This window comes from Salinivibrio sp. MA607, assembly GCF_001996245.1.
Classification (GTDB): Bacteria; Pseudomonadota; Gammaproteobacteria; order Enterobacterales; family Vibrionaceae; genus Salinivibrio; species Salinivibrio costicola.
In genome coordinates this window covers 106,863-123,925 of record NZ_MUFJ01000006.1, presented here as the reverse complement: position 1 = coordinate 123,925, position 17,063 = coordinate 106,863, and the positions used below count along the sequence as shown (strand labels likewise).

The following is a 17,063-nucleotide window of genomic DNA, read 5'->3' as shown; positions in this document are numbered from 1 at the left end:
GCATGGAACGAAAAACACTACTCACGGATTGCCCTGACGCTCAAGGCTTAATCGCTACCATTACCAATATTTGCTACAAACACCAACTCAATATTATTCATAACCGCGAATACGTTGATCACGCCACCGGTCAGTTTTATATGCGCACCGAGCTGGAGGGAATTTTCAACGATCATACCTTGCTATTGGATCTTGACCACGCATTACCACCCGGCAGTCAGCGTCAATTAGTCAGTTCGCGTCGCAAACGTGTGGTGATCATGGTCACCAAAGAGTCGCATTGTCTCGGCGATATTTTGATGAAAGCGTATGACGGATCGCTCGATATAGAGATTGCCGCTGTGGTAGGGAATTACGATAAGTTACAGCCTTTAACCGAGCGGTTTGATATCCCGTTTCACTTTGTTAGCCATGAAGGATTAAGTCGTGACGAGCACGAGCACGCGATGATTAAGGCCATTCAAGGCCACCAGCCTGATTATATTATTCTCGCTAAATATATGCGGGTGCTAACGCCAGATTTTGTCGCCCAATATCCGCATCGCATTATTAATATTCACCATAGCTTTTTGCCTGCCTTTATTGGTGCACGCCCCTATCATCAAGCCTTCGAGCGCGGGGTCAAAATCATTGGTGCGACCGCCCATTTCGTGACCAACGATTTGGATGAGGGCCCTATTATTGGCCAAGATGTGATTCATGTTGATCATAGCTTTAGCGCACAAGATATGGCAAAAGCTGGCCGGGACGTAGAAAAAAGCGTGCTCAGCCAAGCGATCGCTCGCGTTATCGACGATCGCGTCTTCGTACACGGCAATAAAACCGTGATCTTGTAACTCAGCCTCCTTATTTTCACCAAACCGCCATCGATTGCCAGCGCACCGGCGCTGGCCTCTACCTCATTGTTGAGATCATAAGAACCTGTGTAAGCAACTGGTTGATTTTATCTAAAAAGTGGTGTCATCTCGCACTACGACTTTGCCTTTAATGGCATCATAATTGGTAACCTCCGAGAGGGAAAAAAGGCTCGTTGTATTCCGGCGCGTAAAGATATCAAGGAAGGCGGTGAATAACTATTGCCAATGCCTGCTGTTTTATGGGTATCATTAGGGATCATCCGCGTCGATGAACGTCATGGTTCGCGACAATACAGCATCCCGCCAACACTGTGTTTGCACGCTTCATTCTCGCGCAATGCAGTGTTGGCGGATTCTTGTATTGATAAGCTGGAAACCCACATAACGGGTCATTCATAATCAGCCCGGCTAGTAGTAAAGGTAAGCAAGTGAATATTCAAAGTCTTCTTAACGAAAAAGTTTCTGCCGCCATGGTTGCGGCGGGTGCGCCTGAGGGCACACCAGCAGCAGTGCGTCAATCTGCAAAACCACAATTTGGTGATTATCAGGCCAATGGTGTGATGGGTGCAGCCAAAAAGATCGGGACGAACCCGCGTGAATTTGCCCAAAAGGTATTGGATGCGCTTGATCTCGGTGATTTGGCAAGTCGCGCAGAGATTGCCGGTCCAGGCTTTATCAATATCTTTTTAAACGATCAGTGGCTGGCTAAACAGGCGGATATCGCCCTGTCCGACGCTCACTTAGGTATCGAGAAACAAGATAAGCAAAATATTGTCGTCGATTACTCGGCACCTAACGTTGCTAAAGAAATGCACGTTGGTCATTTACGCTCCACCATTATCGGTGATGCGGTGGTGCGTACATTAGAGTTTTTGGGTCACAAGGTTACACGGGCCAACCACCTAGGTGATTGGGGAACGCAATTCGGTATGTTGATTGCTAACCTCGAGCTGCACGAGTCACGCGGTGATGATATCTCTATGGAGCTGGGCGATATTGAAAACTTCTATCGTGAGTCTAAAGCGCGCTACGATGAAGACGAAGCCTTTGCCGCCACCGCACGTGACTACGTGGTGCGATTGCAGCGTGGCGATGCCTATTGCAAAGAGAAGTGGGAAAAGCTCGTTAAAGTCACGTTAGAGCAGAACCAGCAGAACTATGACCGTCTAAACGTTTCCCTGACACCAAAAGATGTCATGGGCGAGAGCCTTTATAACGATATGCTGCCGGGTATTGTTGAAGACTTAAAAGCGAAAGGCATCGCGGTCGAAGACGATGGGGCTCAGGTGGTCTTTCTCGACGAATATAAAAATAAAGATGGCGAGCCGATGGGTGTAATCATCCAAAAACGTGATGGCGGCTTTCTTTATACCACCACCGATATTGCTTGCGCCAAGTATCGCTATGAACAGTTTAACGCTGATCGCGTAATGTATTTCATTGATTCACGCCAGCATCAACATCTAATGCAAGCCTGGACCATTGTTCGTAAAGCCGAGTATGTTCCGGAAACCGTTAGCTTGGAGCACCATGCATTCGGCATGATGCTGGGTAAAGATGGTAAACCGTTTAAAACACGTGCGGGCGGCACAGTGCGTCTTGCTGACCTATTGGACGAAGCAGAAACGCGTGCCAAAGCACTGATTGCTGAAAAGAATCCTGACATGGATGCGGCCGAGCAAGCGAATATCGCGACGACGGTTGCGATGGCAGCGGTAAAATACTCCGATCTCTCCAAGCACCGTACTACCGATTATATTTTCGACTGGGATCATATGCTGGCCTTTGAGGGGAATACCGCGCCTTACATGCAATACGCATATACTCGCGTTGCCTCAGTCTTTGCAAAATCAGGCGTCGATCGGGATGCGCTTGACGGTGAGATGATCATTGAGCACGAAAAAGAAAAAGCATTGGTTGCTAAGTTACTGCAATTTGAAGAAGCCGTGAAATCTGTAGCCCGAGAAGGACAGCCGCACTTAATGTGTAGTTACCTCTTTGAGCTTGCAGGCTTGTTCTCTAGCTTTTATGAAGCTTGCCCAATCCTGCTCTCAGAAGGACACACTCGCCAAAGCCGCTTGCGCATGGCCGCACTCACTGCGAAAACCATCAAGCAAGGTTTGGCGCTATTGGGCATCAATACGCTTGAACGCATGTAATGGCTAAGCGGACGAGATAACCTGATAGTGAAGCCCACCTTGTCGGTGGGCTTTTTATTTGCCGTGACCCACTCGTCGGTTGTGATATAAGCTGGCGAGATTCATTTCAATACGGAGTGGCTATGTCTTTTTGTCTTCACCCTCGTTTAGCCGCTGACAGCGCGTATGTCGGCGATTTTGCATTGTGCCAATTACGCCTTGCAGGCGCAGATTTTGGTCCATGGCTTTTGCTTATCCCTCGGGTAAGTGGCATCGAAGAAATCCATCATCTCAGCCCAAGCGATCAACAAACACTCTGGCAAGAGTCCGCCCTGGTCGCAAGCTGTCTAGAATCTCTTTTTGCTCCCGATAAGCTCAATATTGCAGCAATTGGTAATCTGGTCCCGCAGCTTCATCTCCATCATGTTGCGCGATTTCGCGACGATGCAGTATGGCCCAATCCAATCTGGGGGCACCTCCAGGCGACGCCGCGCTCACCGTCACAGCAAACAGCACTTGTGAGTCAGTTTAGAGAGGCGCTTGTTACTCAAGGACTAACGGTTTTGTCGTGATCATGTCACCCAGCATCCGAGGATTCCGCCAAGGCCTCCGTTGCACCCTCTCGTTTTTTAGTTTCACTCGGCACAGCGAGCGCTTGGTATTCAGTCCACATGGGTTTCAACGTGGACTGAAAAACCGGATATGCACCAGCATGATCCAAGGGAAAATCAGTATGCTGCCCAACCTGGTGCCGTTGTTTGAACGCTAACCTAACTGCGGCTAATACAATACTGACAAAGAGCATCAAAACGACACCGCTCACCAGGTGAGGCAATATCGGCATAGAGACCCTCATATCCAGCACAGTATGCGACGCGCCATCACGCGGAATGGCAATCCGAAGCTGATAGTGCCCTCCGACCATATTCGCTAACGAGAAAGTTTCTCTTCCTGTTTGCTGCCAAGCAGCCAGCGGTTTAGCCAAAGACTGGCTAGATTGTCGGTAAGGGACCAATTGGTAGTGAATACGACTGACCTGACGCTCTGGCGGCCAGCTTCCCCAAGACACGTTAACCGGGCTTTTTTCGAGCAGTGTGATTGCGGTCTGCTGGCGTGGGCCAACACGCCAGCGCTTATGTTGCTGCCACAGAGCCCCGATCACCACCTGAGGCGGTTTACGCAGCGAAAACGCGAGTTGGTCGGTTTCAATCACGTACTTATTTTCAGCGTCCAGAATGGTCAACTGATGCGGGCGAGACGCAAAACAAGCCACTTGCTCAGACTCAGAAGGCAGTCGGAAAGTGCGGATAAAACCTCGTGGTGCAATGTGGATTAAAGCCTGATTACTATACGCCCAGATACCATCTCGATTTCCAGTGATACAGCGAAAGGCTTCATTCTCCAATGCTAGGTACGCCACCGAGGTTGAATCAGATAAGTTTGGGTTGTATTGATATAGCCCCTTGTTATTCACCAACCATACCCGCCCTTGCTCATCGGCATAGAGATCAACGATGGGTAGTAAGGCATCCATGAGCGGTATCGGCTGGAACTGATCATGACGATAACGCGTCAGCCCTTGGCGATGACGAATCCAAACACTCCCTCTGCCATCATCATAAAAGCCTAATATATCGCCCGCATCAGATTGCCAATTAGTGCCATAATCGATGACCTTTTCAGATTCAGGCCAATAGCGAATGAGGCGATCCTTGAACGCCAGCCACATAACGCCATTTGAGTCGACATATAAATGCTGAGCCGAGAGTGACGAGAGAGACTCGGGGAGCGTGAGGTCAGCGCTTAAATTCCGCCAACCGCCTGAATACAGCCCCCGAGGATCACTACTGGCCAGAAAACCTTGTGTCATCGCTGTTGGCACATCCTGATGTTGATGCGAAATCCAGCGTTGCCCAGGCGCGCGATAACGGGTTGTCTTATCGGTTGAAAACCAGACGCCGTCCTCAAAGTCGCCCCACAAAAAGGTGACTGACTTTCCCGGTATTAACCGAGCGCCGGGCTGCCACACGGGCGTTGCTTCCCCGCCAATAGAGAGAAAATAGACGCCATCGGCACGCGCCGCCCAAAGCCCACCGGAGCCAACCGTTAGGCGCTGGTAACCCCCTTGGGTATTAAGTAGATGCTGTGCTTGAACCGCACGGTCTGATAACGCTAAGAGGTAGACACCTCGTTCAGTACTGACCCAAGCTCTATCTCCCTTTGCCGTTATCGCAGTCACAGAGCTTGTAAAGCGCGTGAGTTGGCGAATACCGTCATCGGTAAGCTGATACAAACCTTTGCCGATCGCGACTAATCGGTGCTCAGCGGTAAGCCAAGTATGGTCCGCACGCCATTGACCAGCTCGCCAAATACGAAATTGATTCTCTTTAACGTGATAACGGCTTAATTGTCCATCTTGGATATACCACAGCGTGTTATTCACCGCGGCTAATCGAGGTTGACTCTCGCCGCGTGTGTCTTTGCCGCTGTCTGACAACTTATATTGGATTAGCGTATTGTCACCCGTGCGAAAGCGATAAATACCTCGTTGGCCCGCAAGCCATAACGTTTGGTGGGCATAGGCGATGGTCACTATTTTTTCGTCAGGTAAGGTCAGCGTTTCGTCTAGAGGGTGGGATTGTTGTCCATCGAAGAAATAAATATCGCCTTGATTATTAAGCAGCCACATACCGCCTGAGGGTTGGACCGCGACATCACGCACATCACCAAGCGCACTGAGCCCCGGATAAGATTGAAATGACGTTTGTAGTGGTTCGTGCGCATGCAAAGGCAGACAAAGGAGAACAAGAGCCAACCATAAAAAACAAAGACATTGGCGTTTCATGTATAAAATGCGAGACAGGGTTGCAGGGTTAAGCCTTGTAGTGTCCTGCTAGTCACTACGAAAGAAAACCCTGCCTCCCCAAATGTGAGCGAGTCCTCACATTTTTAATATTTATTACCCATTAAGACGCTGCTCCAATGCTTGCTGCGCATGTTTTGCTTGACGCTGAAACTCACCTCTCTCCTGACTCGGCACGGGATGAGCTTCGGGCAACGGCACTTTCATGGCATTCACAGGGTGGCCGTACTTTAATAACTCAAAATGCAGGTGTGGGCCGGTCGAGCGTCCCGTGTTGCCACTGAGCGCAATCCGTTGTCCCATTGATACGTGGTCGCCAGGTTTCACCAAAATCCGGTGTAAATGGAGATAACGGGTTGAGTATTCACGACCATGTTTGATGACAACATAGTTTCCTGCTAACGGGTGTTTGCGCGCTTTCACCACCACGCCATCACCTGCCGCTAGCACCGACGTCCCAACGGGGGTAGCAAAGTCGGTCCCGTTATGCGGAGAAATACGCCCCGTAATGGGATGCTTGCGGTGAGGATCAAACGATGAGCTAATCCGGTAGCGTTTCGCCGTAGGGATGCGGCGCAGGGCACGATCTAAGCTTTGCCCTTGCTCATCATAAAAACGGCCATCCGTATGTCGATAAATGAAGATATCACGATCTCCCGCTCGATAGAGCATGGCGGATATATCTCCAGATGAGACCGGTTTATTGTCAATAAACTCTTTATCCACCTGAATCGCAAACTGATCGCCTCGATGCGATTGGCGTCCAAAGTCAAACCGCCATTGTAATGCCGAAACCAGGTTTTGAATTTGATTAGGGGTTAGCCCCGCTTGGCGAGCTTGTTGGTAAAAACTGCTGTTGACACGACCAATCACGGTGACTTTTTCACGATCCCCTTTGGTTTCTAAACGCGCATACGCTACCTTCCCCTGCTCAAAACGATACTGATCCCGGTATTTGAGCGATTGGTATAGGGTGAACGTTAATAACCGTCCTTGTTCATCGACCTGCCATTCCATGTTTTGACCACGACGGATGTCACCCACGCGTTCATTTTCATCAAGCATTTGATAAAGCTGGCTGATCGGAAGTCCGTATTGGGAAAAAATACCTCCCAACGTATCGCCGGCAGCCACCGTGTGTTGGTGGGTGCGCGGTGCTTCCGAGGTGATGTCTTTTTCTAATGCATCTTCCGGTACGCGAAGTGCAGGATCATCGGCATCCAGACCCTGTTCGATAGGCTCACTGTGCTCGACGGAGGTGATATTTTGCGTATCGTTCGGGATAGGTATCGGTTGGCGATCACGTGAAGAGGAAAAAGGATGGGGCTGCCACATCAAGGCAGCGCCAACTAAAAGAGATAATGATGCGAGTGCTAGCTTGTGCTGGCGTGGTAGCCGAGCCGTAGCAGCTAACCAGTTAGTGAGTAGTTTCATGCTTTAAACAACGTGCGAAACGATTTCCCATATCTTTTAAAAACACCTGATAAGCATCAGGCGTTACCTGAATTGACGTCGCCAATGGATCGAGTTCGAGTACATTGACGTCATTATGTCGGGTCACAGCATCAATCAGTGCAGGATTAAACTGCGGCTCAGTGAAGATACAGGTCGCATCATGATTAAGCAATCCTCGGCGAATGGTTACTAACGTCTTAGCGCCCGGTTTTTGGCTTGGATCCACGGTAAAATGGCCGGTTTTCTCGAGGCCAAAGGCCGTTTCAAAGTAGCCATAGGCATCATGAAAGACAAAGTAGCCTGACTGCATATGCGTGGATAACTCATCTTCAATATCCGCGACGGTTTGGGTTAGCTGGGTATTAAAACGGTTAAGGTTAGCCCGATAGATCGCCGCTTTATCCGGCGCCGCCTCAATTAAAGCCGCGGTAATCGCTTGCGCGGCTACCCGTGTGGTGTCTGGACCCAACCACAGATGAGGGTCGATGTTATGTTCACCGTGATCATGGCCATGATGATCATGGGCGCCGTCAAAATCACGCAGTGGCATCCCCTCGATCTGAGATAGCGTCAGCACCGAGGGCTTATCGGCTAATAACTTATCGAGAAACAGTTCGAGTTCGGGCCCGACCCATAGGGTGATATCGGCTTGATTCAACGCGCGAATATCCGAAGGTTTCAGAGCGTAGCCATGCGGTGATGCGCCAGGAGGTAGCAGCACGTCTAAACGATCATCATCGGCAATGAGTCCTGCCGTAATAAGCTGAAGCGGTTTAATGGTTGTCATCACCGTGATCGCGTGAGCCGGCATCACAAGCAATAGCGCAAAAAGTCCACCAATAATACGAGCTGTCATCATTCCTCTCATTCTTTTGTTTTCTCGACGGGCAGAAATGTTATATTATAACAATTCCAATTCACAATGCTTTTTTTCACTATGACAAATTCGCTAGTCTCGCTTGACGCGGTGACGGTGACCTATAACGGCCGAAATGTGCTGGACAAGGTCTCTATGCAATTAAAACGAGGACAGATTACCACGCTCATTGGTCCAAATGGTGCGGGGAAATCAACCTTAGTCAAAGCATTAATTGGTTTAGTGAAGCCCGCAGCGGGTATGGTTCACGTCGCTAAAGGGGTGAAGATAGGCTATGTGCCACAAAAACTTCAGCTTAACCAGACACTGCCTTTGACGGTTGACCGATTTATTCGCCTAGGAACACGCTATACCAATTCCCAAATTGATCACGCGTTGAGAACCGTCAACGCAGAATCATTGCAATACGCCAATATGCACACGCTTTCGGGCGGTGAAACACAACGTGTTCTTTTGGCGCGTGCGATCTTAAAACAGCCGGATGTGCTGGTGTTAGATGAACCGGTGCAAGGGGTCGATGTCAGCGGCCAATTAGAAATGTATAGCCTCATCGCGCACCTGCGCGATACACTAAAATGCGCGGTATTAATGGTGTCACACGATTTGCATTTAGTCATGGCCAAGACCGATGACGTCATTTGCCTTCAACACCATGTGTGCTGCTCTGGCGCACCCGACGCCATATCTCAGCATCCATCCTATGTCGCGATGTTTGGTCGTCAAACCAGTGAACAACTGGCGTTATATCATCACCACCATCATCACCAACATGATCTTGCAGGCCAGCCTGTAAGCTGTGATCACCAAGAGCACCACCATGATTGAGTTCCTTCTTGCCCCTATTATGGGTGGCCTACTTATCGCTGCCATTGCTGGGCCATTAGGCTCTTTTGTGGTCTGGCGTCGGATGGCCTATTTCGGCGATACCTTAGCACACGCTTCATTACTTGGGCTCGCGCTTGGGTTTTTGCTCCAAATTGACTTAAATCTCGCGCTGGTGGTGACGTGTTTGCTTCTCGCGATCTTGTTGGTTGGTCTGCAACGCCAACATCTGGTTTCTACCGATACCTTACTCGGGATATTGGCACACAGCGCTCTGTCTTTGGGCTTAGTGGCGGTCAGCTTTTTAGACAACATGCGGGTTGATTTGATGGCCTATTTGTTTGGCGATCTGCTGGCGGTTTCATTTTCTGACCTTACCTGGCTCGCGGTCGGCGCCTGCTTTACGCTTGCTGTACTGGGATATTATTGGGAACAACTTCTATCGATGACCGTCAGTGAAGAGCTGGCTAAAGTCGAAGGGATAGCGGTCGAAAAACTGCGGCTTTTATTGATGCTATTGATTGGTTTAGTGATCGCATTGGCGATGAAGTTTGTTGGCGCGCTGATTATTACATCCATGCTGATTATTCCCGCTGCAACAGCCCGCCGACTGGCGTCTACGCCAGAGCAAATGGCTGCTTTTGCTAGCCTGATTGGCATGTTCGCCGTGATGCTGGGTATGGCTGGATCCTGGTTTTATGATACGCCCGCAGGGCCGTCAGTAGTGGTTGCTGCAGCCAGTGTATTTATGCTCACGCAGCTGGTCCCCTCTCGCGCCGTTACCTGAGTATCTGCGACCACGGCCTGAATGCGATGATGCTCTGAATGCGATCATAGCCTGAATACGATCATAGCTTGAAGACGATCATAGTCTGAACGAGTCTAAACGTTAAACACGTTTATGCTGTGAAAACGCGCGGGCCTTTGCTAACGCCTTAACGTCTTCCCTGAAACGACAAAAGCCGCTCACATGAGCGGCTTTGGGCTTTGCGTGATTGGAAAATTACATTACCAGTTGGTTTTTTCACGTAGTGCTTTGCCAATATCGGCCAAGCTTTTCACTGTTGTCACGCCTGCCGCTTCCAAGGCCGCAAATTTATCGTCTGCGGTACCTTTACCACCAGAAATGATTGCACCCGCATGGCCCATACGTTTGCCTGGAGGCGCAGTCACACCAGCAATATAAGCCACAACCGGCTTGGTAACATTCGCTTTAATGTACGCGGCGGCTTCTTCTTCGGCGGTACCACCGATTTCACCAATCATTACAATTGCTTCGGTGGCTGGATCCTTTTCGAACATCGCGAGGATGTCGATAAAGTTTGAGCCTGGAATCGGATCACCACCAATTCCAACGCACGTTGATTGGCCAAAGCCTTCATCGGTTGTTTGTTTTACCGCTTCATAAGTCAAGGTGCCTGAGCGTGAAACAATGCCTACCTTACCCGACTGATGGATATGTCCTGGCATAATGCCAATCTTAGACTCATCGGGGGTAATCACACCGGGGCAGTTAGGGCCGATCATTCGCACCCCTGCTTGATCCAGTTTCACTTTCACTTCCAGCATATCCAGCGTTGGAATACCTTCGGTAATACAGACGATCAGCTCAATCCCGGCGTCAATCGCTTCTAAAATGGCATCTTTACAAAAAGGCGCTGGCACATAAATGACCGAGGCAGTGGCGCCGGTCGCTTCAACCGCGTCTGCCACGGTATTAAAGACCGGAAGGCCGAGGTGAGTCGTGCCGCCTTTGCCCGGTGATACGCCACSGACCATTTGGGTTCCATATTCAATCGCCTGCTCGGAATGGAAGGTTCCTTGACCGCCCGTAAATCCTTGGCAGATAACTTTGGTTTCTTTATTGATCAGCACTGACATTGTTATTTACCCTCCGCGGCAGCAACGACTTTCTGTGCGGCTTCGGTTAGCGATGTTGCCGCAATGATGTTCAAACCACTATCGGCCAGTTTTTTGGCGCCTAAGTCTGCGTTATTCCCCTCAAGGCGAACCACAACAGGCACTTTAACGCCGACTTCTTCAACCGCACCAATAATGCCATCTGCAATCAGATCACAGCGCACAATGCCGCCAAAGATGTTCACCAATACCGCCTTTACGTTGCTATCAGACAGAATGATTTTAAAGGCTTCTGTCACACGCTCTTTTGTCGCACCGCCTCCCACATCGAGGAAGTTGGCAGGGCTGCCACCGTGCAAGTTAACAATGTCCATGGTCCCCATTGCCAAGCCAGCACCATTCACCATACAACCAATGTTGCCGTCTAGCGCAACATAGTTCAGCTCCCACTGTGCCGCATGCGCTTCGCGCTCATCGTCTTGACTCGGGTCGTGCATCGCACGCACCTTCGGCTGACGATATACCGCATTACTGTCAATCGCTAGCTTTGCATCCAAGCAATGCAAATCGCCTTGTTCAGTAATCACCAGCGGGTTTACCTCGACCAAGGCAACATCTTTATCCAAGAACAGTTGACCAATCCCGACAAAGATCTTAGTGAACTGCTTGATTTGCTCACCTTCTAAGCCAAGTTTAAATGCCAGTTGGCGACCCTGGTAAGGTTGTGGGCCAACCAAAGGATCAATCGATGCTTTGTGAATCAGCTCTGGCGTTTCTTCGGCCACTTTTTCTATTTCAACACCGCCTTCGGTGGATGCCATGAAAACAACGCGACGCGAGCCACGGTCGACCACGGCACCCAGGTAAAGCTCTTTAGCGATATCGGTGCAAGACTCAACCAAAATTTTGCTGACTGGTTGGCCATTCTCGTCCGTTTGAAATGTCACTAGGTTTTTACCCAGCCATTTCTGTGCAAATTCGCGGATTTCTTCTTTTGAGTTCGCGAGTTTCACCCCGCCCGCTTTTCCGCGGCCACCGGCGTGAACTTGGCATTTCACAACCCATTTGTTGCCGCCAATTTTATCGGCTGCTTCAGCAGCTTCTTGTGGTGTATCGCAGGCATAGCCCTCTGAAACTGGTAGACCATATTCAGCGAACAGCTGCTTTGACTGATATTCGTGCAGATTCATGATGTTCTATCCGTGTTAGTGTCCATTATTGTATCTTTATGCTTTCCAAAGAAGGGGACCTCCGTCCCCTTCAAAACGGTTTATTTCCCTCAAAAAGAGGTCGATAACACCATTAAACGTCTAGGAGCAGACGTGTTGGGTCTTCAAGGAGCTCTTTGATGGTGACCAAGAAACCAACCGACTCACGACCGTCAATAAGACGGTGATCATAGGAAAGCGCAAGGTACATCATCGGCAAGATTTCAACCTTGCCATCTACCGCCATTGGGCGATCTTGAATTTTATGCATGCCAAGAATGGCAGCTTGAGGTGGGTTAATGATCGGCGTTGACATTAATGAGCCGAACACACCGCCATTGGTCAGGGTAAAGTTGCCTCCGGTGAGTTCATCAACGGTCAACTTGCCGTCACGCCCCTTTATGGCTAAGTCACGAATACCTTTTTCGATATCGGCAAAACCTAGTTTATCGCAGTCGCGCAGTACAGGCGTTACCAGACCACGCGGGGTAGAAACCGCCATGCTGACGTCAAAATAGTTGTGATACACAATCTCATCACCATCTATTGACGCATTCACTTCTGGATAACGTTTAAGGGCTTCAACGACCGCTTTGACGTAAAAAGACATGAAACCAAGGCGAATATCATGACGCTTTTCAAACGAATCACGATACTGCTTACGCAGTTCCATAATTGGCTTCATGTTCACTTCGTTAAATGTAGTTAGCATCGCGGTGCTGTTTTTTGCTTCGAGCAGACGTTCTGCCACGCGCTTACGCAAACGCGTCATCGGCACACGCTTCTCGCCTCGCTCTGCCACTGGCGGCACATCTTGGGTCGCCGCTTTCTGCTCACTGCTTTGCGCGGGCTGCTTCTTCAGGTGCGCTTCCACATCTTCTCGGGTAATGCGTCCGCCTACACCCGTGCCTTTCACCGCATCCGAAGAAAGATCATGTTCAGCCAATAAGCGACGGACGGCAGGGCTCAGTGAGTCATTGCTCTCTTCTTCTAGTGACGCAGTGTGGCGCTTATCCGGTGATGCCTCTGATTCAGCGGGCACATCTTTGGTTGGTTCACCCGCGACAGCCCCTTCTTTCAGCTTGGCGATCGCTTGTTTCCCCAGCACGGTTGACCCTTCATCTTCAATGATAGATTCCAGTACCCCATCTGCAGGAGCGGGAACTTCTAGCACGACCTTATCTGTTTCAATATCAACCAGTACTTCGTCACGGGTTACCGAGTCACCTGGCTGTTTATGCCATGTGGCAATCGTTGCGTCAGCCACAGATTCGGGTAAATCGGGAACCAGAATTTCGATTGTCATATCGTATTTATCCTTAATGTTCTAGTTCTTACTTTAGGGTCAGAGCGTCTTGTACTAACGCTTTTTGTTGTTTCTGGTGTACAGACATATAACCTACCGCTGGCGATGCCGAGGCGGCACGCCCAGCGTAGCTGAGTGTGGCACCATCCGGTAAGGCTGCACGGAAATTGTGCTGGCTGCTGTACCAAGCCCCTTGGTTTTGTGGCTCTTCTTGACACCATACAAAGTCTTTTGCGTTGCCGTAAGGCGCAATCACTTCTTTCACCGCCTCAAGCGGGAACGGATAAAGTTGCTCGATACGAACAATGGCTACGTCATCGATTTCTTGCTCGCGGCGTGCTTTCAGCAAATCGTAATAGACCTTACCGGCACACATAACTACCCGTTTCACCTTGCTTGGGTCCAGATCATCCATTTCACCGATAGCGGGTTGGAAATCGCCCTCTGTCAGATCTTCTAGACTGGATACGCAAAGCGGATGGCGTAGCAAGGATTTAGGTGACATAACCACCAATGGTCGACGCATCGGGCGAACAACTTGACGGCGTAACATATGATAAACCTGAGCGGGGCTCGAGGGCACCACGACCTGCATATTTTGCTCGGCGCATAATTGCAAATACCGCTCTAAGCGCGCGGAAGAGTGCTCAGGGCCCTGCCCTTCATAACCGTGAGGGAGCAACATGGTTAAACCACACATCCGGCGCCACTTCTGCTCGCCAGAGCTGATGAACTGGTCAATCACAACTTGCGCGCCATTACCAAAATCGCCAAATTGCGCTTCCCATACCGTTAAGCCACCCGGCTCTGCGGTCGCATAGCCATACTCAAATGCCACGACGGCCGCTTCAGACAACACAGAGTCATAAATTTCGAACGGCCCTTGCTTATTATGGATATTGGCAAGGGGGACATAGGTACTGCCATCGCCTTGGTTATGTAACACCGCGTGACGATGGAAGAAAGTACCACGACCAGTATCTTGGCCCGTAATACGAACACGCTTGCCGTCGTCCACCAGCGTGGCATAGGCCAATGTCTCGGCCATCCCCCAGTCAACAGGTTTTTCACCATCAATCATTGCTTTACGATCTTTGTAAAGCTTACCGACTCGGCTGTGTAGCGTATGGCTATCTGGCAATTGACAGATACGGTTACCAAGCTCTCTCAGCCGTTTGGCATCGAATTTGTTCGCCCACTCAACCGTCCAGTCGTGGCCGAGATAAGGGGTCCAGTCGACCGAGTGCAACACCATTGGGCGCCACTCTTTCACTACGCATTCACCGCTGTCCAACAGATCACGGTATTCGTTGATCAATTCGGTCGCTTTTTCTAGGTTGGCAATGCCTTGTTGATCAAGCACATCCGCATAGAGTTTGCGCGGCGTCGGATGTTTTTTGATCTTTTGGTACATCATCGGCTGCGTGGCATTCGGTTCATCCGCTTCGTTATGGCCATGACGGCGATAACAGACCAAATCAATGACCACATCGCGTTGAAACTCATTACGAAAATCAAGCGCTAAACGCGACACAAATGCTACCGCTTCGGGATCGTCGGCATTGACGTGGAAGATCGGCGCCTGAACCATTTTCGCGATATCGGTGCAGTACTGGGTTGAGCGAGAATCTGCCGGATTTGAGGTTGTAAAACCAATCTGATTGTTCACCACAATCCGCACCGTGCCGCCCACTTGGAAGCCCCGCGCTTGAGACATATTAAAGGTCTCTTGCACCACGCCTTGTCCCGCAATCGACGCATCGCCATGAATGGTGATCGGCAGTACGCTTGAGCCTGTGCTGTCTTCGAGTCGGTCTTGACGCGCACGCACGGAGCCCATGACCACTGGATTAACAATTTCAAGGTGTGACGGGTTGAACGCTAAAGCAAGATGAACGTCACCACCCGGGGTCGCAAAGTCAGATGAGAACCCCTGATGATATTTCACATCACCGGTTCCCCAGCTTTCATCTTGTTTCCCTGCGAACTCATCAAATAACTCTGACGGCTTTTTACCTAGCACATTGACTAAGACATTGAGTCGACCACGGTGAGCCATCCCAACAACCACTTCACGCCCACCTTTACTCCCCGCATGGCGAATAAGCTCTTTGAGCATAGGAATGAGCGAGTCGCCCCCTTCAAGCGAGAAACGTTTTGCCCCAGGGAATTTAGCCCCCAAATACCGTTCAAGGCCTTCTGCTGCCGTTAGCTCTTCCAAAAAGGTGAGCTTCTCTTCCTCGCTAAATTGTGGCTGTCCCACAACTGATTCGAGGCGGCTTTGAATCCAACGCTTTTCTTCGGTATCTGTAATGTGCATGTACTCAGCACCAATTGACCCGCAATAGGTCTTTTGCAGTGCGTCATACAACTCACCTAATTGCATATTGTCTTTGCCAATTGCAAATGAGCCGACATTAAAGGTTTCGTTAAAATCCTGCTCGTTAAGAGAATGGAAGTCAGGTGACAAATCGGGGACAGGTTTACGTTTCCATAATCCGAGGGGGTCTAAACTGGCCTGTTGATGGCCACGGAAACGGAACGCATTGATCAGTTGAAGAACTTTGACTTGTTTCGCGTCTACATCTGGATCATTGACTGAAGCACTTGCACGCGATGTATCGGTAGCTAAGCGTCGAAAGTAATCGCGAACTCGAGAGTGGGGTTGTTCTACCGCGGTATCACTCACCACTGGTAGCTGGTCAAAGACCGCTCTCCATTCTTGATCAACTAACTCCGGGTCACTGAGGTACATTTCGTAGAGATCTTCTACGTACGTTGCATTGGCGCCAGCCAAATGAGAAGACTCTAACCAAGCCTTCATCACGCCATTTTGCATTGTTATCCCTTAACCACTAGTTATTTATCCAAACACCGGTTCTAAGCCGGGTTACCTGTTATTAAGCCCCGTCCTAGAACGGGGCATTTTTTATCTACGTTATTGGTTCAGCGTTTTAAACGCCGCGCTGAATCAGCATTGACTTAATGTGCCCAATTGCCTTGGTTGGATTAAGCCCTTTTGGACATACACTGACACAGTTCATTATTCCGTGGCAACGGAAGACACTAAAAGCGTCGTCTAGATCAGATAACCGTTCTTCAGTTGCCGTATCACGGCTATCTGCTAGCCAGCGATAGGCAGCAAGAAGGCCTGCAGGGCCGACGAACTTGTCAGGGTTCCACCAAAACGATGGGCACGCCGTACTACAGCAAGCGCACATGATGCACTCATACAAACCATCAAGCTCTGCTCTATCTTCCGGCGCTTGAAGGTTCTCACGCGACGGTGGTGTCTCATCGTTGATCAAATAAGGTTTGACGCGCTCGTAGTTCTCATAGAACTGGCCCATATCGATAATGAGATCACGCACTACGGGCAAACCAGGCAACGGACGAATAACAATCTCCGACTTATCCATTAGCGAGGATAAAGGCGTGATGCATGCCAGCCCATTTTTACCGTTCATATTGACACCGTCAGAGCCACACACTCCCTCTCGACACGAGCGACGGAATGACAGGGTTGGATCCTGCTCTTTGAGTTGAAACAGCGCATCCAAAAGCATCATATCTGACCCTTCAGGGACGTCGAGTGTGTAATCCTTCATGTATGGCGCATCGTCCACATCTGGATTATAGCGATAGACTGAAAAATTAACGTTCATCGTTTCGACCCC

Annotated in this window: 13 protein-coding genes; 5 read left to right on the top strand and 8 right to left on the bottom strand. The window is 49.9% G+C overall.

Going from position 1 to position 17,063, the window contains the following annotated elements; translation table 11 throughout:
* Positions 1–2 precede the first annotated feature (2 nt).
* The 3 genes from purU (at position 3) to BZG81_RS04825 (ending at position 3,567) form a co-directional block, all read left to right on the top strand.
* On the top strand, positions 3–836 hold the full coding sequence (gene purU / locus BZG81_RS04835; protein ID WP_077676858.1) for a formyltetrahydrofolate deformylase: 834 nt from the start codon (positions 3–5) through the stop codon (positions 834–836).
* A 449-nt stretch (positions 837–1,285) separates the two neighbouring features.
* Positions 1,286–3,016: an arginine--tRNA ligase gene (gene argS, locus BZG81_RS04830; protein ID WP_077676857.1), complete on the top strand. Its 1,731-nt coding sequence runs from the start codon at positions 1,286–1,288 to the stop codon at positions 3,014–3,016.
* Positions 3,017–3,138: 122 nt separating this feature from the next.
* Positions 3,139–3,567: an HIT domain-containing protein gene (locus tag BZG81_RS04825; RefSeq protein WP_077575864.1), complete on the top strand. Its 429-nt coding sequence runs from the start codon at positions 3,139–3,141 to the stop codon at positions 3,565–3,567.
* A 5-nt stretch (positions 3,568–3,572) separates the two neighbouring features.
* Here the strand turns inward: BZG81_RS04825 and BZG81_RS04820 are convergent, their stop codons facing one another.
* The 3 genes from BZG81_RS04820 to znuA all read right to left on the bottom strand — a co-directional run bounded on the left by BZG81_RS04820 (position 3,573) and on the right by znuA (position 8,169).
* The gene (locus BZG81_RS04820) at positions 3,573–5,840 is read right to left on the bottom strand and encodes a hypothetical protein (protein WP_077676856.1); all 2,268 of its coding nucleotides are present in this window, start codon (positions 5,838–5,840) and stop codon (positions 3,573–3,575) included.
* Between the two features lie 114 nt (positions 5,841–5,954).
* A complete protein-coding gene (gene mepM / locus BZG81_RS04815; protein WP_077676855.1) occupies positions 5,955–7,292 on the bottom strand; it encodes a murein DD-endopeptidase MepM in 1,338 nt (445 codons plus the stop codon).
* Complete coding sequence (znuA, locus tag BZG81_RS04810; protein ID WP_077460173.1) at positions 7,276–8,169, bottom strand: zinc ABC transporter substrate-binding protein ZnuA; 894 nt, start codon at positions 8,167–8,169, stop codon at positions 7,276–7,278. Before znuA ends, mepM begins: the two co-directional genes overlap by 17 nt.
* An 81-nt stretch (positions 8,170–8,250) precedes the next feature.
* Between znuA and znuC the strand changes: the two genes are divergently transcribed.
* Complete coding sequence (znuC, locus tag BZG81_RS04805; protein WP_077676854.1) at positions 8,251–9,015, top strand: zinc ABC transporter ATP-binding protein ZnuC; 765 nt, start codon at positions 8,251–8,253, stop codon at positions 9,013–9,015.
* Positions 9,008–9,799, top strand: a complete 792-nt coding sequence (znuB, locus tag BZG81_RS04800; RefSeq protein ID WP_021022451.1) for a zinc ABC transporter permease subunit ZnuB — start codon at positions 9,008–9,010, stop codon at positions 9,797–9,799. Before znuC ends, znuB begins: the two co-directional genes overlap by 8 nt.
* A gap of 221 nt (positions 9,800–10,020) precedes the next feature.
* On the opposite strand, the gene sucD is transcribed toward znuB, so the two are convergent.
* From sucD to BZG81_RS04775, 5 genes are all read right to left on the bottom strand, one after another.
* A complete protein-coding gene (sucD, locus tag BZG81_RS04795; RefSeq protein WP_077676853.1) occupies positions 10,021–10,893 on the bottom strand; it encodes a succinate--CoA ligase subunit alpha in 873 nt (290 codons plus the stop codon).
* A 2-nt stretch (positions 10,894–10,895) separates the two neighbouring features.
* Positions 10,896–12,062: an ADP-forming succinate--CoA ligase subunit beta gene (gene sucC, locus BZG81_RS04790; protein ID WP_077460170.1), complete on the bottom strand. Its 1,167-nt coding sequence runs from the start codon at positions 12,060–12,062 to the stop codon at positions 10,896–10,898.
* 112 nt (positions 12,063–12,174) lie between these two features.
* Positions 12,175–13,386, bottom strand: a complete 1,212-nt coding sequence (gene odhB, locus BZG81_RS04785; protein ID WP_021022454.1) for a 2-oxoglutarate dehydrogenase complex dihydrolipoyllysine-residue succinyltransferase — start codon at positions 13,384–13,386, stop codon at positions 12,175–12,177.
* A gap of 28 nt (positions 13,387–13,414) precedes the next feature.
* Positions 13,415–16,225, bottom strand: a complete 2,811-nt coding sequence (gene sucA / locus BZG81_RS04780; RefSeq protein ID WP_077676852.1) for a 2-oxoglutarate dehydrogenase E1 component — start codon at positions 16,223–16,225, stop codon at positions 13,415–13,417.
* Positions 16,226–16,340: 115 nt separating this feature from the next.
* Complete coding sequence (locus tag BZG81_RS04775) at positions 16,341–17,051, bottom strand: succinate dehydrogenase iron-sulfur subunit (RefSeq protein ID WP_077460168.1); 711 nt, start codon at positions 17,049–17,051, stop codon at positions 16,341–16,343.
* Between the last annotated feature and the right edge of the window lie 12 nt (positions 17,052–17,063).

Coding starts and splice junctions, on each gene's coding strand:
- purU (WP_077676858.1), top strand. CDS start 3: ATGGAACGAAAAACACTACTCACGGATTGCCCTGACGCTCAAGGCTTA.
- BZG81_RS04825 (WP_077575864.1), top strand. CDS start 3,139: ATGTCTTTTTGTCTTCACCCTCGTTTAGCCGCTGACAGCGCGTATGTC.
- BZG81_RS04820 (WP_077676856.1), bottom strand. CDS start 5,840: ATGAAACGCCAATGTCTTTGTTTTTTATGGTTGGCTCTTGTTCTCCTT.
- mepM (WP_077676855.1), bottom strand. CDS start 7,292: ATGAAACTACTCACTAACTGGTTAGCTGCTACGGCTCGGCTACCACGC.
- znuA (WP_077460173.1), bottom strand. CDS start 8,169: ATGACAGCTCGTATTATTGGTGGACTTTTTGCGCTATTGCTTGTGATG.
- znuC (WP_077676854.1), top strand. CDS start 8,251: ATGACAAATTCGCTAGTCTCGCTTGACGCGGTGACGGTGACCTATAAC.
- znuB (WP_021022451.1), top strand. CDS start 9,008: ATGATTGAGTTCCTTCTTGCCCCTATTATGGGTGGCCTACTTATCGCT.
- sucC (WP_077460170.1), bottom strand. CDS start 12,062: ATGAATCTGCACGAATATCAGTCAAAGCAGCTGTTCGCTGAATATGGT.
- odhB (WP_021022454.1), bottom strand. CDS start 13,386: ATGACAATCGAAATTCTGGTTCCCGATTTACCCGAATCTGTGGCTGAC.
- sucA (WP_077676852.1), bottom strand. CDS start 16,225: ATGCAAAATGGCGTGATGAAGGCTTGGTTAGAGTCTTCTCATTTGGCT.
- BZG81_RS04775 (WP_077460168.1), bottom strand. CDS start 17,051: ATGAACGTTAATTTTTCAGTCTATCGCTATAATCCAGATGTGGACGAT.